Here is a 22,607-nt window from a genome sequence, read left to right as displayed (position 1 = left end):
CCGTCAGAGGACGAGGGTCAGGTTCTCGTGGCCGTGTTCGCAGTCGACGAGGTTGACCTGCTTGACCGCGATCCGCCACTGCTCGTCCCGGCGGACGAGTTCGTGCCCGCACCAGCCGGCGTACGTCTTGGTCGTGCCCGCCCGGAACTCGGTGATCAGGAAGTTCGATCGCACGAGCCGGCGGTCGGGTGTGTCGAGGACCTCGACGTTGGTGACGAGCCGCCGGGTGCGCGACGACGGGATCTGGCAGAACGCGAGTCCGGTGCGCAGCCAGTAGATCCGGTCCATCAGCCGGCGACGGTCGTCGAAGGCGTGGGACACCTCGCGCCGGGGGTCGCCGCCGCCGGGGGTGGTGGGCACCCAGTAGAGGCATTCGTCGGTGAACAGCTCCACCCAGTCGTTGAAGCGGCCGTCGTCGATCAGGCGCGCCTCCCGGTAGAGCAGGTTCTCGACCTCGGAGCGCACCCGCGGATCGGGTTCGCTCCAGTCCTCCTGCCAGGCCCCCATCAGCTCGGCCAGGTGGTCGTAGTAGGCGGAGTCCAGGTAGTACGAGTACCGGGAAGTGTCGTGGCGTTCGTTGCTCTGCACGGTCATCTCTCGTGTCCCTTCACCGGCTCATCAGCCGGAGCCATTCCTGGTAGTAGCCGCGCATGTGCAGCTCGTCGGTCACCGGCCCGGTCACGACGCCGTCGGCGTCGACCTTCTGCCGGCCCTCCACACCGAATCCGCGGTTCATCTGCACCCATGCGACCTCCGGGATGCTCAGGCCGCGCTGGGCCTCCTCGAAGTTGGCCTGGTCGTCGGGTTCGCCGAAGGCCGGGAAGTCCTCCTGGGTGCGCATGCGCAGGACGTTGACCTCGTCCGGGACACCGCCGACGGTGGTGGCGTACCAGGTGAGCTGGGTACGGTCCACGGCGAGCGGCTCGATCACCTGCACCTGGTTCCCGATGATGAGCAGGTTCGGGAAGATGTTGAGGTTGATCTGGGCGCCGACGGTCAGGTCGAGGTAGCGCAGCGCGTCGTCGGGGTACTCGCTGCGGATCAGCTCCTCGAACACCTCCCTCCCGGGTTGCGGGCGCTGGTTGGCCCAGAACGCGCCGGGGCCGTCGTAGCTGGGGCGCTGGTCGATGAAGGTGTGTCCGTTGCCGAGGTACTGCACGTACATGGGGCCGCGGTCGGGGGTGCGGCCGAAGTACGTCATGTCCTTGGACTCGCCGAGCCGTTCGGCCATCTGCAGCAGGGAGCGGTGCGAGAACGCCGGATGGTATCCGTCGCCGGCGTTGTCGTACGCCAGCTTCCAGTTGCCGCGGTAGACCATGCGGTGCGCGGAGTTGCGGAGGAACACCTCACCACCCGGGGCGCGGTCGATCCAGTAGTCGAGGGGTTCGCGGACCGGGCCGAGATGCTCGGCGAGCGGCGGCGCATCGGCGTTGAGGGTGCCGAAGACGAAGCCGCGGTAGCTCTCCACCCTCGGCACCACGCCGAGGTTCAGGTCGGTGCGCTCGAAGTCCGGTCCGTACGCGTCGGGCCACGGCACCCCCACGAGCTGCCCGGTGTTCTTGAAAGTCCAGCCATGATACGGGCATTGGAAGTTCTTGGCGGTGCCGCTCTCGTCGCGGCAGACGGTGGCGGCCCGGTGGGTGCAGCGGTTGAACAGGGCGTGCAGCTCGCCGGCCCGGTCTCGGGTGACGATGATGGGGCGCAGACCCAGGTAGCCGGTGCGGTAGCTGTTGGGAGTGGGGACCTGACTCTCGTGCGCGAGGTACACCCAGGTGCGGCCGAAGACGCGGCGCATCTCGTCGTCGAAGATCGACGGGTCGGTGTACAGCGTGCGGTGCACCCGGTCGTGCTGCACCAGCTCGTCGTACGAGTGGGTGGAACTCACGGTCATGGCTCTTGCCCTTTCGCCGAGGCGTCACGTGGCGGGATCGTTCGTCGTCGCCCGAGGTTCGGGCGGTTTCCGATCGCGTCGGATTGCGTTCGCGTCGGGTTAATCCTGGCCGGGCCGCACGGGGCTCGGTATCCCTCCCAGGAGGGGTATTCACCGGCCCGCAAGGGTCGAACGACACCAGAAATCCCGTGTGTAACAAGAGATTTACAGAACGGACCCATGACGGGTCGCGGCACGACGGCCGATTACGGCGGGGTTACGACACCCGCCGGACGTGGGCATGATTGTGCCCCAGGTCACAGTCGCTGTCAACGCGCGGTGGCGCACCGGGCACGGCCGCCCTCGAGGCGGCGGGCGGGAACCCCGGCCGGCGGCTATCGCGGTTCGGCGGCGAGCGCCGTGGCGACGGCACCGCCGAGCGCGACATTGCCCCGATAGACCTCGACATTGACGTCGAGGCTGCGGCCGCCGGTCGCGCGGTGGAAGTGGTCGAGCAGGAACGGGGTGGTGTCCTTGCCGACCACTCCGGCCGCCGCGGCCCGCTCCTCGGCCTCGTGCAGCACCCGCGCATGCAGCGCGGGGTCGAGCTGGGCGTCTTCCGATACCGGATTCGCAAGCAGGACACCGGATTTCAGGCCGAGTGCGTCCCGGGCACGGACAAGGGCGGCGACCTCGGCCGGCGACCCGACGGAATGTTCGAGCGGGCAGCCGCTGTCGCGGATGTAGAAGCCGGGGAAGCTGGTCGTGCGGTAGCCGACGACCGGAATGCTCAGGGTCTCGAGCCGCTCCAGCGTGGCCGGGATGTCGAGGATCGACTTGACGCCGGCGCTGACGACGAGGATCGGCACGGTGGACAGGGCGACCAGGTCGGCGGACTCGTCGAAGGTGCTCTGCGCGCCGCGGTGCACGCCGCCCAGCCCGCCCGTCGCGAAGACCTCGACCCCGCCGCGGTGTGCGAGCAGCGCCGTGGCGGCAACGGTGGTGCCGCCGGACAGTCGTCGCGCCACGGCGATCGGCAGGTCGCGCACACTCAGCTTCGTCACCGTCTCCGCCGTCGCGAGGTCGGTGATCTCGTCGGTGGACAGCCCCACGGTGGGGACGCCGCGAAGCACGCCGACGGTGGCGGGGACGACGTCCGCCTCCCGCAACCGCGCCTCCGCCTCGAGCGCCACCTCGAGGTTGCGGGGGCGCGGCAGGCCGTGGGTGAAGATCGTCGATTCCAGGGCCACCACCGGCCGGCGGGCTGCGACGGCGTCGCGCACCTCGTCCGATATCCGGATCACCGGGTCCATGCGGCTCCTCTCGTTGCGTGCAGGGTAGCGGCGGAGGGCGAGCGTCGCCGATCATCTCGGAAATTCAGAGCAGCTCACGGATTCCGCACAGCGGCAGATGGATCCACCCCTCCCGGACCGCGACGGCGCGCTGCGCCGCATCGGGCCGGACGGTTCTTCCGAGCGCTGCCGCTCGGGCGACGAGGCCGGCGACCACCGCATCGAACGCGTCGTCGGAGGCCACACAGAGGTCCCGGAAGCCGCCGAGCCTCAGTCCCGGAAGGGCGCGTTCCAGTGCGGCCACCGATGCGGCCCGCGCCTCGCGGTTCTTCGCGCTCTTGTATCCCTTGAACGGCAGGCCCCAGCCCTGCAGCGCAGCAGCGGGATACACCTCGACCACCGTTCCGTCGACGCGGTCGACATCCACCCCGACGGCATCGAGTTCCGCGAGCAGACCCGCACACCGCAGCGCCACATGGGCGATGAGATCCGCGGACACGCTCAACGGGACGATTCCCGTCCCGGCATGCACCACGCGGTCGGTCAACCGCCGCACCAGCGGGAGCCGTCCGGCTCGGCTGCTCAGGGCGCGCTCGCGCGAGTACTCGAGGCGATGGTGCGCGCCGACGAAGTCCACGAACGCGTCGGGCCACCCGAACGGCGCGTCGATGCCGGTCCGGTCCGCGGCGGCCACCGCGTTGACGACGTCCGGGTCGGTCGCGCCGAGCCGTAGCTCCTGCACCGTCGCGGTGCCGTGCTCCCAGGCGACGGTGGCGACCGCCGTCTTCGCCGGCTCCGCCGCGAGGTCGACCCCTACCGTCTTCACGGACGTCACGGTATCCGCTGCCCGGCCCCGGAGCCTGCACTCGTACTGTGCACCGCGCACCCCCGGTCCCGCCACAACGGGGGCAGGCACGCCCTGGAGGGAGCAAGCCGCCGGCACGCACAGGATCGGCGGGCACGCAATCGTGGACTACGTTCCGCATCCGTGCCACGGTGGAGGCGGATATCTCTTCCAGGAGGTGCAACACCATGGAGCACACCCAGCAGAACAGCGCCGCACAGGAATGCCCGGACTGCCATGCCCTCGCCGCGGACCTCGCGGCTCACAAGCAATGGCACTCCAGGGTCGTCCACGACCTCGCCGTCGCCGTCGAGAAGGAAGTGGATCGACGGACACGGACACCCTGACCGGCGCCGCTCCGCGATCCGGTTGCGCCGTCAGCGGAAGGCGTCGCCCTTCGTCGTGAGCGCCTTGACCCGCTCGACGATCCTGTCCTGCAACTTCTTCGGCGTGCGCCAGCGCATGGCGAGGCGGTCGTAGTCCATCGCGTGCTCGGCGACGATGTCCTTGAGCTGCTCGACGTCCAGCGGCGCCAGCTTCGCGCGCAGGCCGGCCTCGCCGCCGTCGCGGAACGCGGCGAACGGGTCGAACGGCCCCGGGGCGCGTGTGCCGCGCCGAGCGGCGGGGGCCTTCCGCGGTGCCGGGGCGGGCGACGGCGCCTCTGCCGGCGCGGTGAGTGCCGAGGCGAGGGCGTGCGCAAACCGCGGGGTGCGGGCGGCCTCGTCGGCGATCACCTGCACCAGCCGCACCAGGGCGGTCGCGGCGGCGGGGCTCGATCCCTGCAGCCGCAGCAGCGCGGCGCTCGCCTCCCCGATCTGCACTCGGAGGCGGGCCTCGTCGCGGTCGACGGTGCCGGTCACAGCAGCACCTGCGCGTTCATCAGGACGTCCTCGGTCAGCATGCGCAGGGCGTCGAACTGCCCGGAGTTGCCGTACTTGCGCTTGAGGGTGCCGTACGGGACGAACTCCGCGGACTGCGCGATCTGGTTGGCCTCGGGGATCCACGCCGGTACGACGTTCGCGATCCGTTCGTCGCGCTGCAGCTGTTCGATGATGCTGCGGTGCAGGTTCGACGCACTCCGGTACTTGGTGATGACGAGGCCGATCTCGCGGATGGGATGTCCCGTCCGCTCGGCGAACGCCCGCACCCGGGTCTGCAGCTGCGGGATCCCGTAGGTCGAGAGGATGTCGGGGATGGTCGGAATGAGGTAGCCGTTCGCCAGCCGCAGGCCGTTCTGGGTGAGCATGCCGAGGTTGGGCGGGCAGTCGACGAGGATGTAGTCGTACCGGTCGGCGATCGGGGTGATCGCGTGCAGCAGCACCTGGAGGGGCCGGGTGGACTTCGGGTCGGCGTACTGCTGGTGGCTCAGTCCCTCCTGGATGTCCATCAGATCCAGCGACGAGGCGAGCAGGTCGACGTTCTCGACGGCGCGCACGGGTGAGACGTCGCGCTGGAGGGCCTTCTCGATGTCGAAGGCGGGGGCGTCGGGATCGACGGCACCGCGGAACAGCGTGGCGAGGGTGCGGTCGAGCTGGTTGAGCTCCTGCCAGCGCTCCTCCCCGATCATCATCGTGGTGAGGTTGGTCTGCGGGTCCAGGTCGATCAGCAGCACCCGCTGCCCGAATTCGGCGGCCATGAACTCCGCGAGGGCGGCCGTCGTCGTGGTCTTGCCGACGCCGCCCTTCAGATTGATCGTCGCGATCACCCGCGCCACACCACACCCCCAGCACACTCGCTACTCGTTCGCTCAGCAAAGTACACCGGGACCCGGACGAATCCGGCGCCGGGCACCGGCGCACCCCCTAGATTCGAGGCAGTCGGCGACGGGAGCCCGCGAGTGCGAGAGGGACGGTGGAGGCGCTGGTGGCCGCTCGCGGCCACCGCGGCGCTCGTCGTGCTGCTCGCCGCGACGAACGCGGTCCCGACCTGGCCGGGGCTCATCCACCTGGTGGCGCTGCCGCCGCTGGATCAATTCACCGACCTGCGGATCCTGCTGTCGCGGGCGTCGTCGTGGCCGGCGTTCCTGGTGTTGCTCGCCGGGGTGGCCGCAGCCCGGGTGGCGCTCATGGCGTGGCTCCTGGGCGGCCTCGACGCCCGCCGGCTGCGCTTCGCGGCCCTGTTCTACACGGTCGCGTTCGGGCCGGTGCTGCTGGCGGCGTTCGCCGACGCCACCGCCTACGCGGTCCTGTACTCCCGGCTGTTCTGGCCCGCCGTCGCCCTGATCGGGGTGCTGGTGCTCACGCTCGGCCCGGTGCCGTGGCAGGGCGGATCCCGGTTGCGCGCGGCCGTCGCGCTGACCTGGCGGCGGGGGCTGCGGGTCGAGGTGATGCTGCCGTACTGCGCGGTGATCCTGGCGCTGGGTGCCGTGGCCGAACGGGTCCCGGTCCTGACGGTGCCGCTCGTCCCGGTCTCGGCCGTCGCGACCGGCCTGGCGATCCGGGCGATGGGCCGCCCGGCGCTGCGCCGGCCGGGGGCGGTCCTGACCGCGCTCGTCGCGGTGCTCGCCGCCGCGTCGCTCGTGTTCGTCGCGACCCGCGGGTACGACGAGCCGGAACCCGGACCGCCGCAGCCGGGTTCGCTGTTGATCCTGTCGGGGATCAACTCGGCGTCGGGGCGGGGCGCGATCCACGCGACGGGCGTGCACCGCCTCGGTTACCGCTGCGAGCAGGTGTACTACTTCTCGTATGCCGGACCGGGCGACGGGCAGCCGCAGCGAGACGCGACCTGCCCGATCCGCACGGGTGCCCCCTACGGGCCGAGCGACACCCAGCGTCCGTTCCACGAGCAGGTCGATCTGTTCGTCGAGCAGGCGTCCGCGCTGCCTCGTCCGCTGGTGGTGGCCGCGCATTCGCACGCCGTGTGGGTGGTGTGGGAGGCCGTCGCCACCGGACGGGTCGACGTCGATGCGCTACTGCTGGTCGGCCCGTTCCCGAGCACCCCGACCGGCTATCCCCCACCGCACGTGAACGCGCCCGGCCGCGTCTTCGGCGACCTGCTGCGTGCCGCCGCTCCGGCCACCGACCTGGTCCGGTTCCACTTCGACCCGGACACCCCCGCCGCGCGGGAACTGCTCGGCACGGCGGGAGCCGCGGAATCCATCCTCGCTCAGCCACTTCCCGCAACGGTACGAGCAACGAGCCTCCCCGCGGCCACCGATCTGCCCCTGATGCCGGACGACTGGCAGCTCGACGTCGAGCGAAACGGGTGCCCGGCCCGCGTCGCCCACCCGTACCTGCCCAGATCGGCGGCATTCGAGGACGCGGCGATCCGCTTCCTGAACGGGCGGCCGCCCCCACCGTGCCCGCCGTGGCGGGACTGGGGTGCCGTACTCGTGCGGCCGTTCGGGGTGCCGGCCGGGCAGGCTCTGCGATGATCCCGAATTCCCCGGCGACGATCGCCGCCGAGGGGGATATTCGGAGGTGGCCACCACCGGTAACGAACGCGGCATCGCCGGAAGCAGCGCGGTGCTCACGACCCACGACTGCCACCACCAACGACTGCCACGACCCAACGACTGCGGAGTACCCATGACACTGCTTCCCCGCCCCGGTCTGTCGACGATCGTGACGGTTGCCGCCGCTGCACTACTGTCCGTGTCGATGCCGCCGAACGCGCTGGCCTTCGCGCCCGACATCCACGGCGCGATCCTGCGTGCAGCGCTGCCCCCGGCCACCACCGACGGGGGCGTCGACGACCCGGCGCTCGCCGAGATCACCGGCAGCCTCCTCACCGGCACCGGCAACGAAGGCAGCGACCTGTTCCAGGGCGACGCCTTCCGGCACTTCGACAACGCCGCGCGACCGGCGGACGTCTGCGACCGTGCCCGGGACGCGTGGAACTTCTTCGTGCCCGCCGTGATCGCCGGTGCGCAACCCACCGGCCCGCCGGAGTTCCGCACCTCCGCGAACGGCTTCGCGGCCCGCAGCGCCTTCGGCGGCCTGACCCACGCACTCGCCGACTTCTACTCCCATTCGAACTGGGTCGAGCTGGCCGTCGGCACGGATCGGGCACCGGGGCTCGCCCCGCTCTTCCCGACGTGCGATCCCACCGCTCTTCCGGCCGGACTCCACACCGGATACTTCGAGCTGACCCCGGCGAACGGCCTCGACGGCTGCCCGAGCGGTCCACCCGCTCCCCCGGCCGGGTCGTCCGTCCCACCGGCCGAGGGCCCGCCCGCCCCGCCCGCCCCGTTCGAGGAGTGTCACCTGACCCTGAACAAGGACGATCCGGGCACGCTCCGCGGTCGTGAGCCGGTTCCCGGATATCCCGGCACGACGTATCACCAGCTCGCGGTGCAGCTCGCCGTCGAACACACCACCGCGCTGTACCGGGAGGTCCGCGGTCTCGTCGCCGGTTCCGTCCCCGCCGGTGTCGACGGCGAGTGCGTCGCCGACAACCTGTTCCGGGCCGCGCAATTCGCACCCTGCGCGGTCCCGGCTCCCACTCCCGTTCTTCCCAAACGTGTTTCGGGTCAGCCGGTCGGCGGTCCGCCGAGTCCGCCGGCATAGGGGCGAGACCGGCTGCACCGGGGCAGGGCCCCGGCATCCACCTCTCACCTCATCGCTGCCACCGCGGCCGGGGTGAGACTGTCCAAGCCGGGCAGCACGAGTCCTGCGAGGGCGAGCGCATCCGGGTCGGGTGGGTACCGGGGATGGGGAATCGCGATCACCCGCATGCCGGCCGACGCCGCCGACCGCAGCCCGTTGCTGGAATCCTCCACCGCCGCACACCGAGCCGGGTCCATCCCGAGTCGCTCGGCCACCGTCAGGTAGATGTCGGGTGCCGGCTTCCCACGCGCCACACCTTCGGTGGACAGCGCCACGGTGAACACGTCTCCCAGCGCTGCGGCGTCGAGCACGCCGTCGATCAGAGCCTGCGGGGACGAGCTGGCCAGCCCGAGCGGCCACCGCGCCGCCATCGCGCGCACCGCCTCGACCGCACCCGGAATCAGCGGCAGCCGGTCGGCGTAGCGAGCGCCCATGCGATCGATGACCAGCGCTGCCACGTCGTCGGGCGGCAGGTCGACACCGAGACCGTCGCTGAGATACCTCGACCACTCCGGGGTACTCATGCCCATCAATCGGCTCTGCGCGTCGGCAGTCCACCGACCCCCGTGCTCGGCCACGACCTGCCGGCGCACCTGCTCCCACAGCGGTTCGGAGTCGACCAGCACACCGTCCAGGTCGAACACCACCGCTTCCACACCGCCGATATCGGACACAGGCCCAGTCTCGGCCACACTCGTCCGCAGGCACGACACCGACACGCAACCGATCGGCGGACGGATCCGGCGCCCCCGGCCGGATGCCCGTGAGCGCTGCCGACGGGGCGAGGATGTGCTCGTCGCGCCCCTCGTCCGCCTCCTGCGGATCACGCATTCGGCGCCGCACCGGCGCGTATCGTTCTCCGATGTACGCACGTGCTCGTCGTGAGGGGGACGACCGTGAGCGAAACCGTAGGTCTGGTGGTATCCGGCGCGGGCGCCCGGGGCGCGTACGAGGCCGGAGCTATCGCATCGCTGCTGCCGCACCTGCCGAGGTCGGAGCACCCCCCGATTCTGGTGGGAACCAGCGCCGGCGCACTGAACGTCGTCGCGTTGGCCGCCTTCGCCGGGGACGGGTACAAGGCCGCAACCCACAGGATCGTGAGCCTGTGGTCGACGGTGGGACTGGACGACGTCTTCGGCCCCGTGGGGACGCTGGTCGGCACGGGCCTGCGCTACCTCGGTCAGGCCGCCGGTCTGGACGTCACGCTACCGAGCCTTCTCGACACCGAGCGCATGCACGACCTGCTGGACTCTCTCATCTGCTGGGAGGACCTGCACGCCAACATCCGCAGCGGCGCCATCGGGGCGGTCGCGGTGACCGCAACGTCGGTCGCCACCCGCGGCACCGTGGTCTTCGTCGAGAAGCACTCGTCTGTGCCGCTACCTCCCTACGACGAACATCGCAACATCACCTACGTCGAAACGGAACTGACCGTCGAGCACGTGCTGGCATCGGCGGCGGTGCCGGTGCTGTTCCGGCCCGTCCGGGTCACCGAACCGGCGGCGTGGGCAGGCTGGTACGCCGACGGCGGTCTGCAGCTCAACACCCCGCTGAAACCGGCCCTCGCCTTCGGCGCGGACACCCTCGGAGTCGTCGCGACCCAGCCGCGACACTGGATCGAACGGCCTGCCGCCGACCTCGTGCCCTGCGACGACGAACCGCCCGACGTATTCGGTGCCGCCGCGCTGATCCTGCGCGCCCTCCTCTCGGACCGCATGATCGAAGACCTCCACCAACTCGAGGTCCGTAACGACCGGCTGATGCGCATCCGTGCAGCCGGAGTGGACAGCGCGGACGTGACATCGGATCGGGAGATCCGGGTGCGGTTCGCGGGCCCGTCGCTCGATCAGGCGTACGACCTCGGCCGGCTCGCGTACGACGTGTACAGCAGGAAGGCCGCGGGCGTCGGCGGTCTGCGCCATCCGTGGCTGTCGGTCCTGGGTCGCCTCGCCGGGGGAACACGCGAGGACCACGGCGACCTGCTGAGCTTCCTGCTCTTCGACCCGGACTTTACTTCCGCCGCAGCCGAACTCGGAATCGCGGCAACTCACGAATGAGCGCGACCCGAGCGAATGTATCGCTCACCTCGGTAGTCCGACGGAACGATACATTCGCTCGCCTGTGGCGGCGCGGGTGAAGCAGCGGGCGCAGCCGCGCCAGGTTACCGGCTGCCCGTCAGCAGCACCTTGAGCGCACCGGTCTCACCCGCGCGGCCGAAGACGTCGTAGGCCTCCTCGAACTCGTCGAGTGCGAACCGGTGGGTGATCATCGGCGAGGTGTCGAGTTTGCCGCTGCGGACCAGGCCGATCAGGGTCGGCGTCGAGTAGGTGTCGACCAGGCCGGTGGTGATGGTGAGGTCCTTGATCCAGATGCTCTCCAGGTGCAGGGTGGCGGGCGCGCCGTGGACGCCGATGTTGGCGACATGGCCGCCCGGCCGGACCAGCTCGACGGCCTGTTCGAACGTCGCCGGCACTCCGACGGCCTCCATGGTGACGTCGGCGCCGAGGCCGCCGGTGAGGTCGCGCACCACCGCGGCGACGTCGTCGCGCCCGCCGTTGACCACGACGTCGGCGCCGAACGCCTTGGCGGCCTCGAGTCGACTGTCGGCGAGATCGACCGCGACGACGTGGCTCGGGCTCAGCAGCCGGGTGGCGAGGATCGCGGCGAGACCGATCGGTCCGGCGCCGACGATGACGACGACGTCGGCGGGCCGCACGCATCCGTTGAGCACGCCGACCTCGTAGGAGGTGGGCAGGATGTCGGCGAGCATGAGCATCTGCTCGTCGCTCACGCCCTCGGGTACACGGTGGGTCGAGTTGTCGGCGAACGGGACTCGCACGAGTTCGGCCTGGGTGCCGTCGATGAGGTGGCCGAGGATCCAGCCCCCGCCCCCGAGGCACTGGCCGTAGCGGCCCTCGCGGCAGAAGCGGCAGCGCCCGCACGAGGTGATGCACGAGACGAGGACCCGGTCGCCGGGCGCGAGGTTCTGCACGCCCGGCCCGACCTCGACGACGGTGCCGACGGCCTCGTGCCCGAGGATGCGCCCGTCGGTCACCTCGGGGACGTCGCCGCCGAGGATGTGCAGGTCGGTGCCGCAGATGGTGACCGCGTCGACGCGGACGATCGCGTCGGTGGGGTCCTGGATTCGGGGGTCGGGAACGTCCTCCCAGACGCGCTTGCCCGGACCGTGGAACACCAGTGCCTTCATTGCTTCGGCCCTTTCGCCGATGGGTGTCTGCCGGTCTCAGCGTCCCATCGTTCGCGCCCGTTCGGAACGGGTCCTTGGACCTCGAATCGGACGGGGGGGATGTCACACCGGGTCGGTCAGTGGCCGGAGACGATCGTGAGCCGGTCCGGGGCCGCCTCGACCAGCGCCTCGGGGGTGCCGTACCCGTCGACCTCGACGACGGGTGCCCGGTCGACGGCGGCACGGACGACGGCGCCGTCGGACATGAAGACGATCAGGCCCTGCCCCGCGGTGTCGGGGAGGTTCTCCCACACGGTGCCCGTCAGGCCGAGATCCCGGTTGATCGAGCTCATCAGCAGGGGCAGCGAGAAGCGGTACATGCGGTCCCACGACCCCGGCGACAGACCGGCGTCCTCGGCCACGGAGGCGAGGGTGCGGGGTTCGCCGGTCAGCAGGACCGTGTCGAACTCCGCCTCGAGGATCGGGGCGTCCTGCACCCGGACCGTGCCGCCGGACCCGCCGCAGCCGGCGACGGCGAGCACCGTCGCCGCCAGGAGCATCCCCGACCTCCGGGCCGTGCACGCCGGCACCGTGGGTCTCGGCACCGTGCATCTCGGCGCCGTGCATCTCGACACACTGCGCAGCATCCGTTCACCCCCAGTCGATTTCGCTCGAGAACGCGTGAAAGCTACAGCACCGCCCGCACGAGAAGCAGTGCCGTCGGGCGACGTCGGAATCACCGAGGAGCTGGGCTGTGACAGCTGACAATCGACGCGCGGGCGGCCTCACTCCCGCGCGGTGAGCTCCGCGATGTCGCCCCTCAGCTCCGACCGGAGCGAACCCATCAGCTCTGCCGCGATCCCGAACTGGTCGCCGACGAAGTGGGTGTTGTCGGCGGACAACTCCCGCGCTCCCGATCGGCCGATGAGGGAGTCGATCCGCTCGTCGAGGCTCGCGGTGCGGGCCTCGACCTCGGCCGTGCGCAGCTGGACCTCGGCGACGGTGAGCAGTTCGCCGATGCGGGCCAGTGCCGCCACCCGGTCGAGAAGCTGATCCCACACCGGTGCGAGCGCGGCGATACGCGCGTCGACGGCCGCGCGAGCGGACGGCGCCGCGCGCCGGGCGTCGGCGAGTTCGGCGAGCAGGCCCCGCAACGTCACGGCGTCCACGGCGATCTGCGTCAGCTCGTCGGCGAGATCGAGCTGGGACCGCTGCACCGCGAGGTGGTCCGACCGCCAGGCCGTGGAGCCTTCGATCCGGTCGAACAGGGTGCCGGCGAGGAACAGCAGGGTGTCGTACCGGTCGACGAAGTGATCGTCGCCGTCGGGCACCTGCCGGCCGAGGGCGTCGGCGGCGCGACGTCCCACCGCGGCCGCCGCGGTGCCGTCGGACCAGCGCGTCACCCGGTCCACGGCCACGCCGAGCACGGCGCCGCGCACCTGATCGGTCGTTCTCTCGGGGATCGGCGCGGGCGTGCGCTGCAGCGCCGCGAACAGGGCGTCACGCTGGTGCGGGTCGAGGTGCACGCCGTCGCGCCGTTCCCGCCGCACGGCCCGCACGCCCTGCGCGTAGTGCCGGCCGGACACGGTGAGCGTGTAGTGGGCGTTGCGCAGCCGCTTGGCCAGCTCCCCCGCCCGGTACTCGAACACCAGCCGGGCGGCGCCGGGGCGCAGGTCGGCGGCTCGCACCGTGAGGCGGGCGTGCTCGTCCGTGAGATGGCGCAACGCGCCGAACCCGCCGAGCGTGGGCAGGCCGCGGCCGATCCGGCGGCGCCGGGCCAGGATGTCGCGGGTCTCGTCGTCGAGGTGGCCGGCGGCCAGGCAGAGAGCGGCGGCGTCCGACAGCGGGGCGTGCCGGCCGTCGAGCCGGTGCTGCTCGCACCAGCGGCGCACCTGCGCGGCCATCCGCTCGCGGCGCTGCGCGGCCGGTTCGAACCCGACCGGGAACTGCGGGTCGTCGGACATCGGGACCTCCTCGTGGCGTCCGGACCCCTCCACTGTTCCAGAAAACCCGGGACCGCGACGGGAGCGCCGGTCAGGCGAGGAACTCGGTGACGGCGTCGACCGCGGCGCGCTGGGCCCTGCCCTGCCCGGCCGGGGTGCCGCCGAAGGCGATGCCACCGCTCCACTGGGCGTCGCCGGGGAACATGCCGAGGCGGATCAGGTGGCCGGCGCCGTCGACGGACAGGTGCCGGTCGCGACCGTCGCCGCGCCGGGCGAGCAGGGCGCCCGCCATGTCCGTGGCCGGCCACAGCTGGTCGTCGGTGCCGGTGATGCACAGGATCGGGGCGTCGATCTTCTCGGACCGCAGGTGGGCGGGGTCGGGCGCGTCGCGCAGTCCCGCGCGGTAGGCGTCGGACAGCCGCAGCAGCGACGGCCGGTGCCGGGCGACGTCGCGGCCGGCGCGCCAGGCGTTGCGGATCATCTGCGGCATCAGCGCGGAGCTGGGCAGCGGTGCCCAGGGCTGTGGCGCGCCGCCCAGGGTCCACGACGGAGTGTCCGGGATCTCCCCGTCCGGCCCGAGTCCCTGCCACGAGACGGAGCTGGGGCTGACGAGCACCAGCGCCCGCAGCGACGTGCCGTCGGCCGCGACGGCGGCGAGAAGGCCTTCGGCGCCCCGGGAAATGCCCACGGCGGCAACGTTGTCGGTGTCGATCTCGGGCAGGGCGGCGAGGTGGCGCAGCGCGCCGGTGAAGCGCTCGAGCGGTACGGACGCGACCTCGGTGTTCTCGTCGAGCCACGAGTAGGCGAGGGCGACGTGGCCGTGGGAGGCGAGGGCGGCGATGGTGGCGCGCTGGGAATCGACGCCGCCCTCGGATCCGCCGACGCACAGCACCGCCGGCCATCCGCGCAGCGGAGCCGGGCCGTCCGGGCGGGCGAGCAGACCCGGCCGTCCGGCGACGTCGAGGTTTTCGACGGTCACGCCGGGCGCGGCGTCGGTGCGGATCACCGTGCGTCGCGTGGTGTGCGGGCCGTCGGTGACGGTGAGCGTGACCGGCCACCGGCCGGGCGGGGGGACGAACAGGTCGGGTACGCGGTCGGGCTCGTCGAACCGCATGTCCCACAACGGTTCGTCGACGACGTCGACGCTGCCGTCGTAGCTGCGGTGCGACCGCCAGCGGGCGCCGGACATGTCGGCGCCCTCGGCGGTGACGGTGATCGTCGCGTCGGGCCGCGACCCGGCGAGGGTGAGGCGGAACGGCTCGTCGTGCCGCGACTGGCGCGGCACGACGAGGTGCACCCGGGGCGAGTCGAGGTCCGGGGGTGGTGCCGTCGGGGACGCGGGTTCGGGGCTCGGGTTGGCGGTGGCGGCGAGCGCGGACTTCGTGTCGAACCACTTGGGAAACAGGGCCGAAACCAGTCCGGCGGCACCCAGGACGACGAAGGGGACGACCCAGTAGCCGACGACGGAGAGCGCGTCGGTCTCGTCGCGGACGGTGGCGGAACCGTCGACGATCGGCGGGATCAGCGAGGACACGGTCATCACGGCGAACGCGGCCGCCCACATCCACGTCATCGCGGTGGTGATGTACCGGAAGCCGCCGGATGCCGCGGTCGCGGGATCGACTGTCTCGACGGCGTATTCGCGCACGAACGGTCGTCCGGCGAGGATGCCGCCGAGGACGACGAGCAGCAGTCCGAGATTGCCGACCGGCTGCAGCCAGCGTTCGAGGACGGCGTCGTCGAGCGTGAGCGCGGCGATCAGCAGCAGCGCGAAGACGACGACGGTGCCGACGTCGAGGGAGCGCCACGGCTTTCCGCGCACCCGCTGTACGAGGGGGCCGGCGGCGGCGAGCGCGAGGGCGGCGGCCACGGCGGTGACGAACCCGGTGTTGCCGACGAGGATCCAGTACACAATCCACGGCGCGAATCCGACGACGAGGGACATTCGCGGATTGTCTCCCGCCTCCCGCCGCCGTGGGGGTGCTTCCGCGATACGCCTCAGGAGTTCACGGGAACGAAGATCACGGTTCGCACTTCCTCGGCGGGGGTGCCCGGCGGGCTCCAGTACTCCTCCCACGCGGTGCTCAGGTCGAGGTCGTGCCCCTCGCGGGCGGCCCAGGCGGCGAGGGCCTCGTAGGTGTGCTCGAGCGTGTCGTAGGGACCGAGGTGGGTCTCGGTCGCGACCTGGCCGGCGGGCAGGTCGATCGGGACCACGTGGCCGTCGCCGTCGATCCGGGTGGCGACCTCGAAGCCGGCGGCGCCGTCGAAGCCCTCCCTGGTGAAGTTGCGGTAGTACGCGACGGCCGGGCCGGCCGGCGACGTGCCCGCGCCGGCCAGGTACTGCTCGACGGCGCCGTACGCCTCGCCGAGGTGCTCACCGATGTGCGCCACGTCGGTGCTGAACTCCACGGCGGCCAGATGCCTGGCCGGTGCGTGCACGATCTCGGGCATGCGTCCTCCCCTGTCGAAGCCTGGGGCCACGATAGGCGATTCACACTGCCGATTCGTGAACTTCCGGAGACATCGAGCGCCCGGGCTGTGCGGGGGTTGCCGGCGGCCGAATGTCACATCCGGTCGATGCAATCGAATCGATGTGACATTCGGCCCGCACACACGAGCGCTCCGACTACCGTGACAATCGTCACAGCACCGGCCGGACCGCAGCGACCCTCGTCGCGGCGGCGCGACGGGTCCCGCAGCCGGCGGCCCGTGTCCGCTTCGACCCGTTCGCGGCGTCGATGCCGGTCCGATGCTGGACAATTCACGTAGCCGACGGCGCTCGCGGACCCGGCATCGTGCCGCGCGAAAGACCAACGGCCCGAATGTTACTGCCCGGTGTTACCCGGCGGTATTCCCGGGCCCGCCGAGGCCGGGCCCCGGAATCATCCCCCATTTCGATCGTAATCGACTGTCCGCCAGCAGTTCCCGCGCGCGAGGCGGAGAGGGAGCGGCAAACCCCGCCCTGCCGACCACAAAACGTGACAAACCCTCATGTTTCCTTCATGCTGTTAGCGGAAGGATCGTCCCCACCGGGGGGCACTCGGCCGTCGACGACGACGGTCCGCGGGACGAGGCCGACCGCCTGTCCGCCGACACCCAGGCATCCGCCGGGCCAGTCGGTGCACACGTCCGCACGCATACGCCGACACGAGGAGCCGACCGATACATGTTCTTGCTCGCGTTATCAACCCGTGACGCGGGCCTCGACATCGGTTAACTTTTTTCACTCACTGGCGAGAAGCTTCGACGAGCGTCGCACGAGCGCGCACAAACCTGGAGAACGGTGGCAACGAGTATGTTCAAACGGATCGCGGTGGTCAACCGAGGTGAGGCGGCAGTACGCCTCATCAGAGCAGTCCGGGAGCTCAACTCCGAGCACGGCTACGACATCAAGACGATCGCCCTGCACACCGAGGCCGAGCGGCGGGCCATGTTCGTCCGCCAGGCCGACGAGGGCGTCACCCTGCGGCCGTCCACCACGGCCGCCACCCCCTACCTCGATCACGCCGAACTCGAGCGCGCCCTCCTCGAAGCGAAGGCCGACGCCGTGTGGGTCGGCTGGGGCTTCGTGGCCGAGGATCCCGCGTTCGCCGAGGTCTGCGCCCGCCTGAACATCACCTTCATCGGCCCGTCGGCCGAGGCCATGCGCCTGCTCGGCGACAAGGTCGAGGCCAAGCTGCTCGCCGAGAAGGTCGGCGTGCCCGTCGCCCCGTGGTCGGGCGGACCGGTCGAGACCCGCGCCGACGCGCGCCGGCACGCCCAGGCCATCGGCTACCCGCTGATCATCAAGGCCCGTTCCGGCGGCGGCGGCCGCGGCATCCGCAAGGTGTACTCCGAGGACGAGCTCGAGCTCGCCCTCGAGCGCACCCAGGGCGAGGCCGAGCGCTCGTTCGGCGACCCCGTGGTGTTCATCGAGCGTCTCGTCACCGACGCCCGCCACGTCGAGGTCCAGGTCATCGCCGACGGTCACGGCAACGTCTGGGCGCCGGGCGTGCGCGACTGCTCCATCCAGCGCAAGAACCAGAAGGTCATCGAGGAGTCGGCCTCGCCGCTGCTGACCAAGGAGCAGGCCGACCACCTGCGCGCGGTCTCCGCGGACCTCGTGCGCGCCGCCGGGTACTGCGGCGCCGGCACCGTCGAGTACCTGTACCAGCCGGACCTGAAGATCTTCACCTTCCTCGAGGTCAACACCCGCCTGCAGGTCGAGCACCCCATCACCGAGGCCACCACCGGCATCGACCTGGTCAAGCTGCAGATCCTGGTGGCCTCCGGGGAGAAGCTGCCCGGCGACTGCCCGCCCGAGTTCGGTCACGCCGTCGAGGCCCGGCTCAACGCCGAGGACGCCGACAACGGTTTCGCCCCCGCCCCCGGCTCCGTGCAGCTGCTCAAGTTCCCGCTCGGGTCCGGCCTGCGCGTCGACACCGGCATCGCCCAGGGTGACGTCATCCCGCCGGACTACGACTCGATGGTTGCCAAGATCATCGCGTGGGGCCGCGACCGCGACGAGGCCCTGGCCCGCCTGCGCACCGCGCTGCGCGAGACCACCGTCGTCCTCGACGGCGGCACCACCACCAAGTCGTTCCTGCTCGACCTGCTCGACCGCGAGGAGGTCATCTCCGCGTCGGCCGACACCGGCTGGCTCGACCGCACCGGAGCCGGCACCGCCACCGGTCCGTCCCGGGTGGCCGACATCGCGCTGATCGCCACGGCCGTCGACGTCTACGACGCCGAGGAGAGCCACGAGCGCGCCGCGTTCCTCACCTCCGCCCGCGGCGGCCGCCCCCGCGCCGGGCACTCGGTGGGCCGCAAGGTCGAGCTGAGCTACCAGGGCCAGGCCTACGAGCTGCTCGTCGGACAGGTCGGGCCGCACCGCTACCGCGTCGACGCCGGCAGCGGCGAACTCGAGGTGGACGTCGACCGGCTCGGGCAGTTCGAGTCCCGGCTCGTCCTCGCCGGCCGCCGCCACCACATCGTCTCGATCGCCGGCGCCACCGGCTTCCTCGTCGAGGTCGACGGCATCAGCCACCAGATCAGCCAGGACGAGGCCGGCGTCGTGCGCACCCCCGCGCCCGCCGTCGTCGTCGCGGTGCCCGTCGCCCCCGGCGACGACGTCGAGGCCGGCCAGACGCTCGTGGTGCTCGAGTCCATGAAGATGGAGACCGCGGTGCGCGCGCCCTTCGCCGGCCGCGTCCGCGAGGTCCTCGCCGTGGTCAACTCGCAGGTCGACGCCGGTGCACCGCTGCTGCGTGTCGATCGGATCGCCGAGGAGACCGTCACCGAGACGGTCGAGCGCGTGCAGTTCCCCGCACCCGCCGCCGTCGTGACCGGCGACGCCGCGGCCGACGCGCTGGCCCGGCTCGACGCCCTCGAGGCGCTCGTCACCGGTTACGACGTCTCCGGCAAGCGGACCGCGACGCTGCTCGCCGAGTACGACCGCCTGCGCGGCGAGGCCGCCGGGAACTGCGACCTGGTGCGCGCCGAGCTGGCGCTGCTCACCACGTTCGCCGACGTGTGCGAGCTCTCGCGCAACCGCCCGACGCAGGCCGAGGAGTCCAGCGACGAGCGCGTGCACAGCCCCCGCGAGCACTTCCACGGCTACCTGCAGTCCCTCGACGTCGAGGTCGGCGGCCTGCCCGAGAGCTTCCGTGCGCGACTGTCGCAGGCGCTGCGGCACTACGACGTCACCGAGCTGGATCGCACCCCCGAGCTCGAGGAGGCCGTCTACCGGCTGTTCCTCGCGCAGCAGCGCATCGAGACGCAGGTTCCGGTGGTCTCGGCACTGCTCGAGCGGTGGCTCGAGGAGACCGAGGGACCGGCCGGCATCTCGCAGGAGCTGAACGAGGTCCTCGACCGGCTCATCGTCGCCACCCAGGTGCGCTACCCGGTGATCGGCGACGCGGCCCGCAACCTGCGCTACCGCCTCTTCGAGGAGCCGGTGATCCGCAAGGTCCGCGAGCAGGTGTACGACGGGGTGCGCGGCAGCCTCGCCCACCTCGCCGACCACCCCGGCGCCGCGGACTACGCGCAGCGCGTCGAGGCCCTGGTGGCCACCCCCGAGCCGCTGATCGACCTGCTCGCCCAGCAGATCGCCCGACCGGAAACCGTTCCGGGCCCGCTGCTCGAGGTCATCACCCGCCGCGCCTACAAGATCCGCACGCTCGAGCAGGTGCAGTCCGAGGTGCGCGGCGGCCGGCAGTTCGTCACCGGCAACTTCGATCTGCGCGGCACCCGCCTGTACCTGATCTCCACCGAGGCCCGGCACGCCGAGCTCGAGGCGGCCCTGGACACCGTCGAGGAGTCGGCGCGCACCCTGCCCGGCACCGACAACCTGGTGGTCGACCTGTACCTCGCGTGGGACGACGCCCCCGCCGACGCCGACGCGCAGGCCGAGGCGCTGCGCGCGGTGCTGGCCGGCCGTGAGGTCGCCGCCGCCGCCCGCCGGGTCACGGTGACGGTGTGCCACACCGACCGCGCCGAGGAGCACGTCTTCACCTTCCGCCCGTTCGAGACCGGGTACGCGGAGGAAACCAACATCCGCGACATGCACCCGCTCACCGGTCAGCGCCTGGATCTGTGGCGGCTGAAGAACTTCGTCGGCACCCGCCTGCCGGCGAACCCGGACTCGTACCTGTATCACATTGCGGCGAACGAGAATCCGTCCGACGAGCGGCTCATCGCCCTCGCCGAGGTGCGGGACCTGACCCCGCAGCGCGACGAGACCGGCACGATCGTGGGCCTGCCCGCGTTCGAGCGGGCCCTGTCGAGCTGCCTCGACGCGATCCGCCGGTCGCAGGCCGCCCGCGGCAAGCGCCGCCTCGACGCGAACCGCGTGGTGCTGTTCGTGTGGCCCGAGGTGGATCTGAGCATCGACGACCTGAAGCGGGTCAGCCGTGGGGCGGCCCCGCTCACCGTCGGCGCCGGCCTCGAGGAGATCACCGTCATCGGCTGGTGGCGTGAGACCGCGGAGGCCGAGCCCCGCGAGGTGGCGCTGCGATTCTCGTACCGCTCCGGCGCCGGCGTGGTCGTGCGGGTGACCGATCCGCCGAAGGAGCCGCTGCAGCCGCTCGACGAGTACACCCAGAAGGTCCAGCGCTCCCGCGCCCGCGGCACCGTGTACCCGTACGAGCTGATCCCGCTGCTCACCGGCAGCAAGGGCAGCTTCGTCGAGTACGACCTCGACGACTCCGGGGCGAGCGCAGCGACGGGGGGTGTCACCGGTGCCGTGGTGCCGGTGCAGCGTCCGTACGGACGGAACAAGGCCGGTCTGGTGGTCGGACTGGTCACCACCCCGACGCCGCGGTACCCGGAGGGCATGACCCGCGTCGCACTGTTCGGCGATCCGACGAAGGCGCTCGGCACCGTCGCGGAGGCCGAGTGCGCCCGCGTCGTCGCCGCGATCGACCTGGCCGAGCAGCTCGGCGTCCCGGTCGAGTGGTTCGCGCTGTCCTCCGGCGCCACCATCTCGATGGAGTCCGGCACCGAGAACATGGACTGGGTCTCGCGGGCCCTGCGCCGCATCATCACCTTCACGCAGGCCGGCGGCGAGATCAACGTCGTGGTCACCGGCATCAACGTCGGCGCCCAGCCGTACTGGAACGCCGAGGCGACGATGCTCATGCACACCAAGGGCATCCTGGTGATGACCCCGGACAGTGCGATGGTGCTGACCGGCAAGCAGTCCCTGGACTACTCCGGTGGCGTGTCGGCCGAGGACAACTTCGGTATCGGCGGCTACGACCGCGTCATGGGCCCCAACGGTCAGGCGCAGTACTGGGCGCCGAACCTGTCGGCCGCGGTCGAGGTGCTCTTCGGGCACTACGAGCACGCCTACCTCGCCCCGGGCGAGCGGTTCCCCCGCAAGGCCGAGACCGTCGACCCGATCGAGCGCGACGTCCGGGTGTACCCGCACGTGCACCCGTCGAGCGACTTCACCACGGTGGGCGACATCTTCTCCGCGGAGACCAACCCGGACCGCAAGAAGCCGTTCGACATCCGCACGGTCATGCGCGCGGTGGTCGACCAGGACCACCCGGTGCTCGAGCGGTGGGCAGACATGGCCGACGCCGACACGTCGGTGGTGTTCGACGCCCATCTCGGCGGCAACGCGGTCACGGTGATCGGCATCGAGTCCCGCGCCATCGCCCGCAAGGGCTGGTTCCCCACCGACGGGCCGGACCAGTGGACCTCGGGCACGCTGTTCCCGAAGTCGTCGAAGAAGACCGCGCGGGCGATCAACGCGGCGAGCGGCAACCGCCCCGTGGTGGTGCTGGCGAACCTGTCCGGGTTCGACGGCTCCCCCGAGTCGCTGCGTAACCTGCAGCTCGAGAACGGCGCCGAGATCGGCCGGGCGATCGTCAATTTCGACGGCCCGATCGTCTTCGTCGTGGTCTCCCGCTACCACGGTGGCGCCTTCGTGGTGTTCTCCGGCGCGTTGAACGAGAACATGGAGGTGCTCGCGGTCGAGGGCTCGTTCGCCTCCGTGCTCGGCGGCGCACCCGCCGCGGCGGTGGTGTTCACCCGCGACGTCAATGCGCGCACCGCGGCGGATCCGCGGATCACCGAACTCGAGGCGCAGCTCGCCGCGGCCGAGGACGGCGAGAAGGCCCGCCTGCGGGTCGAGCTGGCAACGCAGCGCACGGCGGTGCGGTCGGAGAAGCTCGGTGAGGTGGCTGCGGAGTTCGAGGCCATCCACAACATCCAGCGCGCCCAGCAGGTCGGCTCCGTGCACTCGATCATCCCTGCCGCGGACCTGCGGCCGGAGATCGTCGCCGCCGTCGAGCGAGGCATGGCGAAGGTGCTCGCGCAGTAACCGCACGATCCCCGAAGGGCCCCGCACCGGTTCGCCGGTGCGGGGCCCTTTCTTGTGCCCTCACGGGTCCGTCACCGTCTCGGCCGGCGTCCCGGGTACTTTCTCCCGCCGGGAC

The 22,607-nt window shown here is 71.4% G+C and carries 17 protein-coding genes; 5 read left to right on the top strand and 12 right to left on the bottom strand.

What is annotated here, in order from left to right; genetic code table 11:
• Window positions 1–3: 3 nt before the first annotated feature.
• The 4 genes from KZJ41_RS10395 to KZJ41_RS10380 form a co-directional block, all read right to left on the bottom strand.
• Window positions 4–594 (bottom strand): aromatic-ring-hydroxylating dioxygenase subunit beta, encoded by a 591-nt coding sequence (locus KZJ41_RS10395; RefSeq protein WP_006944802.1) that lies wholly within the window; start codon window positions 592–594, stop codon window positions 4–6.
• Between the two features lie 13 nt (window positions 595–607).
• Complete coding sequence (locus tag KZJ41_RS10390; protein ID WP_006944801.1) at window positions 608–1,891, bottom strand: aromatic ring-hydroxylating dioxygenase subunit alpha; 1,284 nt, start codon at window positions 1,889–1,891, stop codon at window positions 608–610.
• A gap of 374 nt (window positions 1,892–2,265) precedes the next feature.
• Complete coding sequence (locus KZJ41_RS10385) at window positions 2,266–3,183, bottom strand: pseudouridine-5'-phosphate glycosidase (protein WP_102799570.1); 918 nt, start codon at window positions 3,181–3,183, stop codon at window positions 2,266–2,268.
• A gap of 64 nt (window positions 3,184–3,247) precedes the next feature.
• Complete coding sequence (locus KZJ41_RS10380) at window positions 3,248–3,988, bottom strand: DUF429 domain-containing protein (protein WP_006944788.1); 741 nt, start codon at window positions 3,986–3,988, stop codon at window positions 3,248–3,250.
• A 206-nt stretch (window positions 3,989–4,194) separates the two neighbouring features.
• Here KZJ41_RS10380 and KZJ41_RS10375 point away from each other — a divergent pair, with 206 nt between their 5' ends.
• Window positions 4,195–4,353, top strand: coding sequence for a hypothetical protein (locus tag KZJ41_RS10375; RefSeq protein WP_006944786.1), 159 nt, complete (start codon window positions 4,195–4,197; stop codon window positions 4,351–4,353).
• A 30-nt stretch (window positions 4,354–4,383) separates the two neighbouring features.
• Here KZJ41_RS10375 and KZJ41_RS10370 read toward each other — a convergent pair whose 3' ends face one another.
• Window positions 4,384–4,866 carry a hypothetical protein gene (locus KZJ41_RS10370; protein WP_006944785.1) on the bottom strand — a complete coding sequence of 161 codons (483 nt, stop codon included), beginning with the start codon at window positions 4,864–4,866 and terminating at the stop codon, window positions 4,384–4,386.
• Entirely contained in the window at window positions 4,863–5,720 is an 858-nt protein-coding gene (locus KZJ41_RS10365) for a ParA family protein (protein ID WP_006944784.1), read from the bottom strand. Before KZJ41_RS10365 ends, KZJ41_RS10370 begins: the two co-directional genes overlap by 4 nt.
• Window positions 5,721–5,843: 123 nt before the next feature.
• On the opposite strand from KZJ41_RS10365, the gene KZJ41_RS10360 reads away from it, so the two are divergent.
• Both KZJ41_RS10360 and KZJ41_RS10355 read left to right on the top strand, forming a co-directional pair.
• Window positions 5,844–7,379, top strand: coding sequence for a hypothetical protein (locus tag KZJ41_RS10360; protein WP_102799741.1), 1,536 nt, complete (start codon window positions 5,844–5,846; stop codon window positions 7,377–7,379).
• A 154-nt stretch (window positions 7,380–7,533) separates the two neighbouring features.
• Window positions 7,534–8,514 carry a hypothetical protein gene (locus tag KZJ41_RS10355; protein ID WP_029542632.1) on the top strand — a complete coding sequence of 327 codons (981 nt, stop codon included), beginning with the start codon at window positions 7,534–7,536 and terminating at the stop codon, window positions 8,512–8,514.
• Between the two features lie 44 nt (window positions 8,515–8,558).
• Here the strand turns inward: KZJ41_RS10355 and KZJ41_RS10350 are convergent, their stop codons facing one another.
• Entirely contained in the window at window positions 8,559–9,227 is a 669-nt protein-coding gene (locus KZJ41_RS10350) for an HAD family phosphatase (RefSeq protein WP_006941379.1), read from the bottom strand.
• A 243-nt stretch (window positions 9,228–9,470) separates the two neighbouring features.
• Here KZJ41_RS10350 and KZJ41_RS10345 point away from each other — a divergent pair, with 243 nt between their 5' ends.
• Window positions 9,471–10,610 carry a patatin-like phospholipase family protein gene (locus KZJ41_RS10345; protein ID WP_081637013.1) on the top strand — a complete coding sequence of 380 codons (1,140 nt, stop codon included), beginning with the start codon at window positions 9,471–9,473 and terminating at the stop codon, window positions 10,608–10,610.
• 104 nt (window positions 10,611–10,714) lie between these two features.
• Here KZJ41_RS10345 and KZJ41_RS10340 read toward each other — a convergent pair whose 3' ends face one another.
• The 5 genes from KZJ41_RS10340 to KZJ41_RS10320 all read right to left on the bottom strand — a co-directional run bounded on the left by KZJ41_RS10340 (window position 10,715) and on the right by KZJ41_RS10320 (window position 16,134).
• Window positions 10,715–11,761, bottom strand: coding sequence for a zinc-dependent alcohol dehydrogenase family protein (locus KZJ41_RS10340; RefSeq protein ID WP_029542625.1), 1,047 nt, complete (start codon window positions 11,759–11,761; stop codon window positions 10,715–10,717).
• Between the two features lie 116 nt (window positions 11,762–11,877).
• Window positions 11,878–12,300: a hypothetical protein gene (locus tag KZJ41_RS10335; protein ID WP_251550725.1), complete on the bottom strand. Its 423-nt coding sequence runs from the start codon at window positions 12,298–12,300 to the stop codon at window positions 11,878–11,880.
• A gap of 225 nt (window positions 12,301–12,525) precedes the next feature.
• Window positions 12,526–13,704, bottom strand: coding sequence for a hypothetical protein (locus KZJ41_RS10330; RefSeq protein ID WP_251550723.1), 1,179 nt, complete (start codon window positions 13,702–13,704; stop codon window positions 12,526–12,528).
• A gap of 70 nt (window positions 13,705–13,774) precedes the next feature.
• Window positions 13,775–15,628 carry an acyl-CoA thioester hydrolase/BAAT C-terminal domain-containing protein gene (locus KZJ41_RS10325; protein ID WP_251550721.1) on the bottom strand — a complete coding sequence of 618 codons (1,854 nt, stop codon included), beginning with the start codon at window positions 15,626–15,628 and terminating at the stop codon, window positions 13,775–13,777.
• 53 nt (window positions 15,629–15,681) lie between these two features.
• Window positions 15,682–16,134, bottom strand: coding sequence for a GyrI-like domain-containing protein (locus KZJ41_RS10320; protein WP_006946883.1), 453 nt, complete (start codon window positions 16,132–16,134; stop codon window positions 15,682–15,684).
• An 844-nt stretch (window positions 16,135–16,978) separates the two neighbouring features.
• Here KZJ41_RS10320 and KZJ41_RS10315 point away from each other — a divergent pair.
• Window positions 16,979–22,492: a carboxyl transferase domain-containing protein gene (locus KZJ41_RS10315; RefSeq protein ID WP_029542619.1), complete on the top strand. Its 5,514-nt coding sequence runs from the start codon at window positions 16,979–16,981 to the stop codon at window positions 22,490–22,492.
• Window positions 22,493–22,607 lie beyond the last annotated feature (115 nt).

Origin of the sequence: Rhodococcus sp. 11-3, from assembly GCF_023704055.1 — a bacterium.
Taxonomy (GTDB): Bacteria; Actinomycetota; Actinomycetes; order Mycobacteriales; family Mycobacteriaceae; genus Rhodococcus; species Rhodococcus aetherivorans.
The sequence above is the reverse complement of the archived record's forward strand: the minus strand, read 5'-3'. Positions and strand labels throughout refer to the sequence as shown.

What these genes read in the sequence shown, in the direction of transcription:
- KZJ41_RS10355 (WP_029542632.1), top strand. Translation starts at nt 7,534, where the DNA reads ATGACACTGCTTCCCCGCCCCGGTCTGTCGACGATCGTGACGGTTGCC.
- KZJ41_RS10375 (WP_006944786.1), top strand. Translation starts at nt 4,195, where the DNA reads ATGGAGCACACCCAGCAGAACAGCGCCGCACAGGAATGCCCGGACTGC.
- KZJ41_RS10340 (WP_029542625.1), bottom strand. Translation starts at nt 11,761, where the DNA reads ATGAAGGCACTGGTGTTCCACGGTCCGGGCAAGCGCGTCTGGGAGGAC.
- KZJ41_RS10320 (WP_006946883.1), bottom strand. Translation starts at nt 16,134, where the DNA reads ATGCCCGAGATCGTGCACGCACCGGCCAGGCATCTGGCCGCCGTGGAG.
- KZJ41_RS10325 (WP_251550721.1), bottom strand. Translation starts at nt 15,628, where the DNA reads ATGTCCCTCGTCGTCGGATTCGCGCCGTGGATTGTGTACTGGATCCTC.
- KZJ41_RS10335 (WP_251550725.1), bottom strand. Translation starts at nt 12,300, where the DNA reads ATGCTCCTGGCGGCGACGGTGCTCGCCGTCGCCGGCTGCGGCGGGTCC.
- KZJ41_RS10315 (WP_029542619.1), top strand. Translation starts at nt 16,979, where the DNA reads ATGTTCAAACGGATCGCGGTGGTCAACCGAGGTGAGGCGGCAGTACGC.
- KZJ41_RS10395 (WP_006944802.1), bottom strand. Translation starts at nt 594, where the DNA reads ATGACCGTGCAGAGCAACGAACGCCACGACACTTCCCGGTACTCGTAC.
- KZJ41_RS10390 (WP_006944801.1), bottom strand. Translation starts at nt 1,891, where the DNA reads ATGACCGTGAGTTCCACCCACTCGTACGACGAGCTGGTGCAGCACGAC.
- KZJ41_RS10330 (WP_251550723.1), bottom strand. Translation starts at nt 13,704, where the DNA reads ATGTCCGACGACCCGCAGTTCCCGGTCGGGTTCGAACCGGCCGCGCAG.
- KZJ41_RS10385 (WP_102799570.1), bottom strand. Translation starts at nt 3,183, where the DNA reads ATGGACCCGGTGATCCGGATATCGGACGAGGTGCGCGACGCCGTCGCA.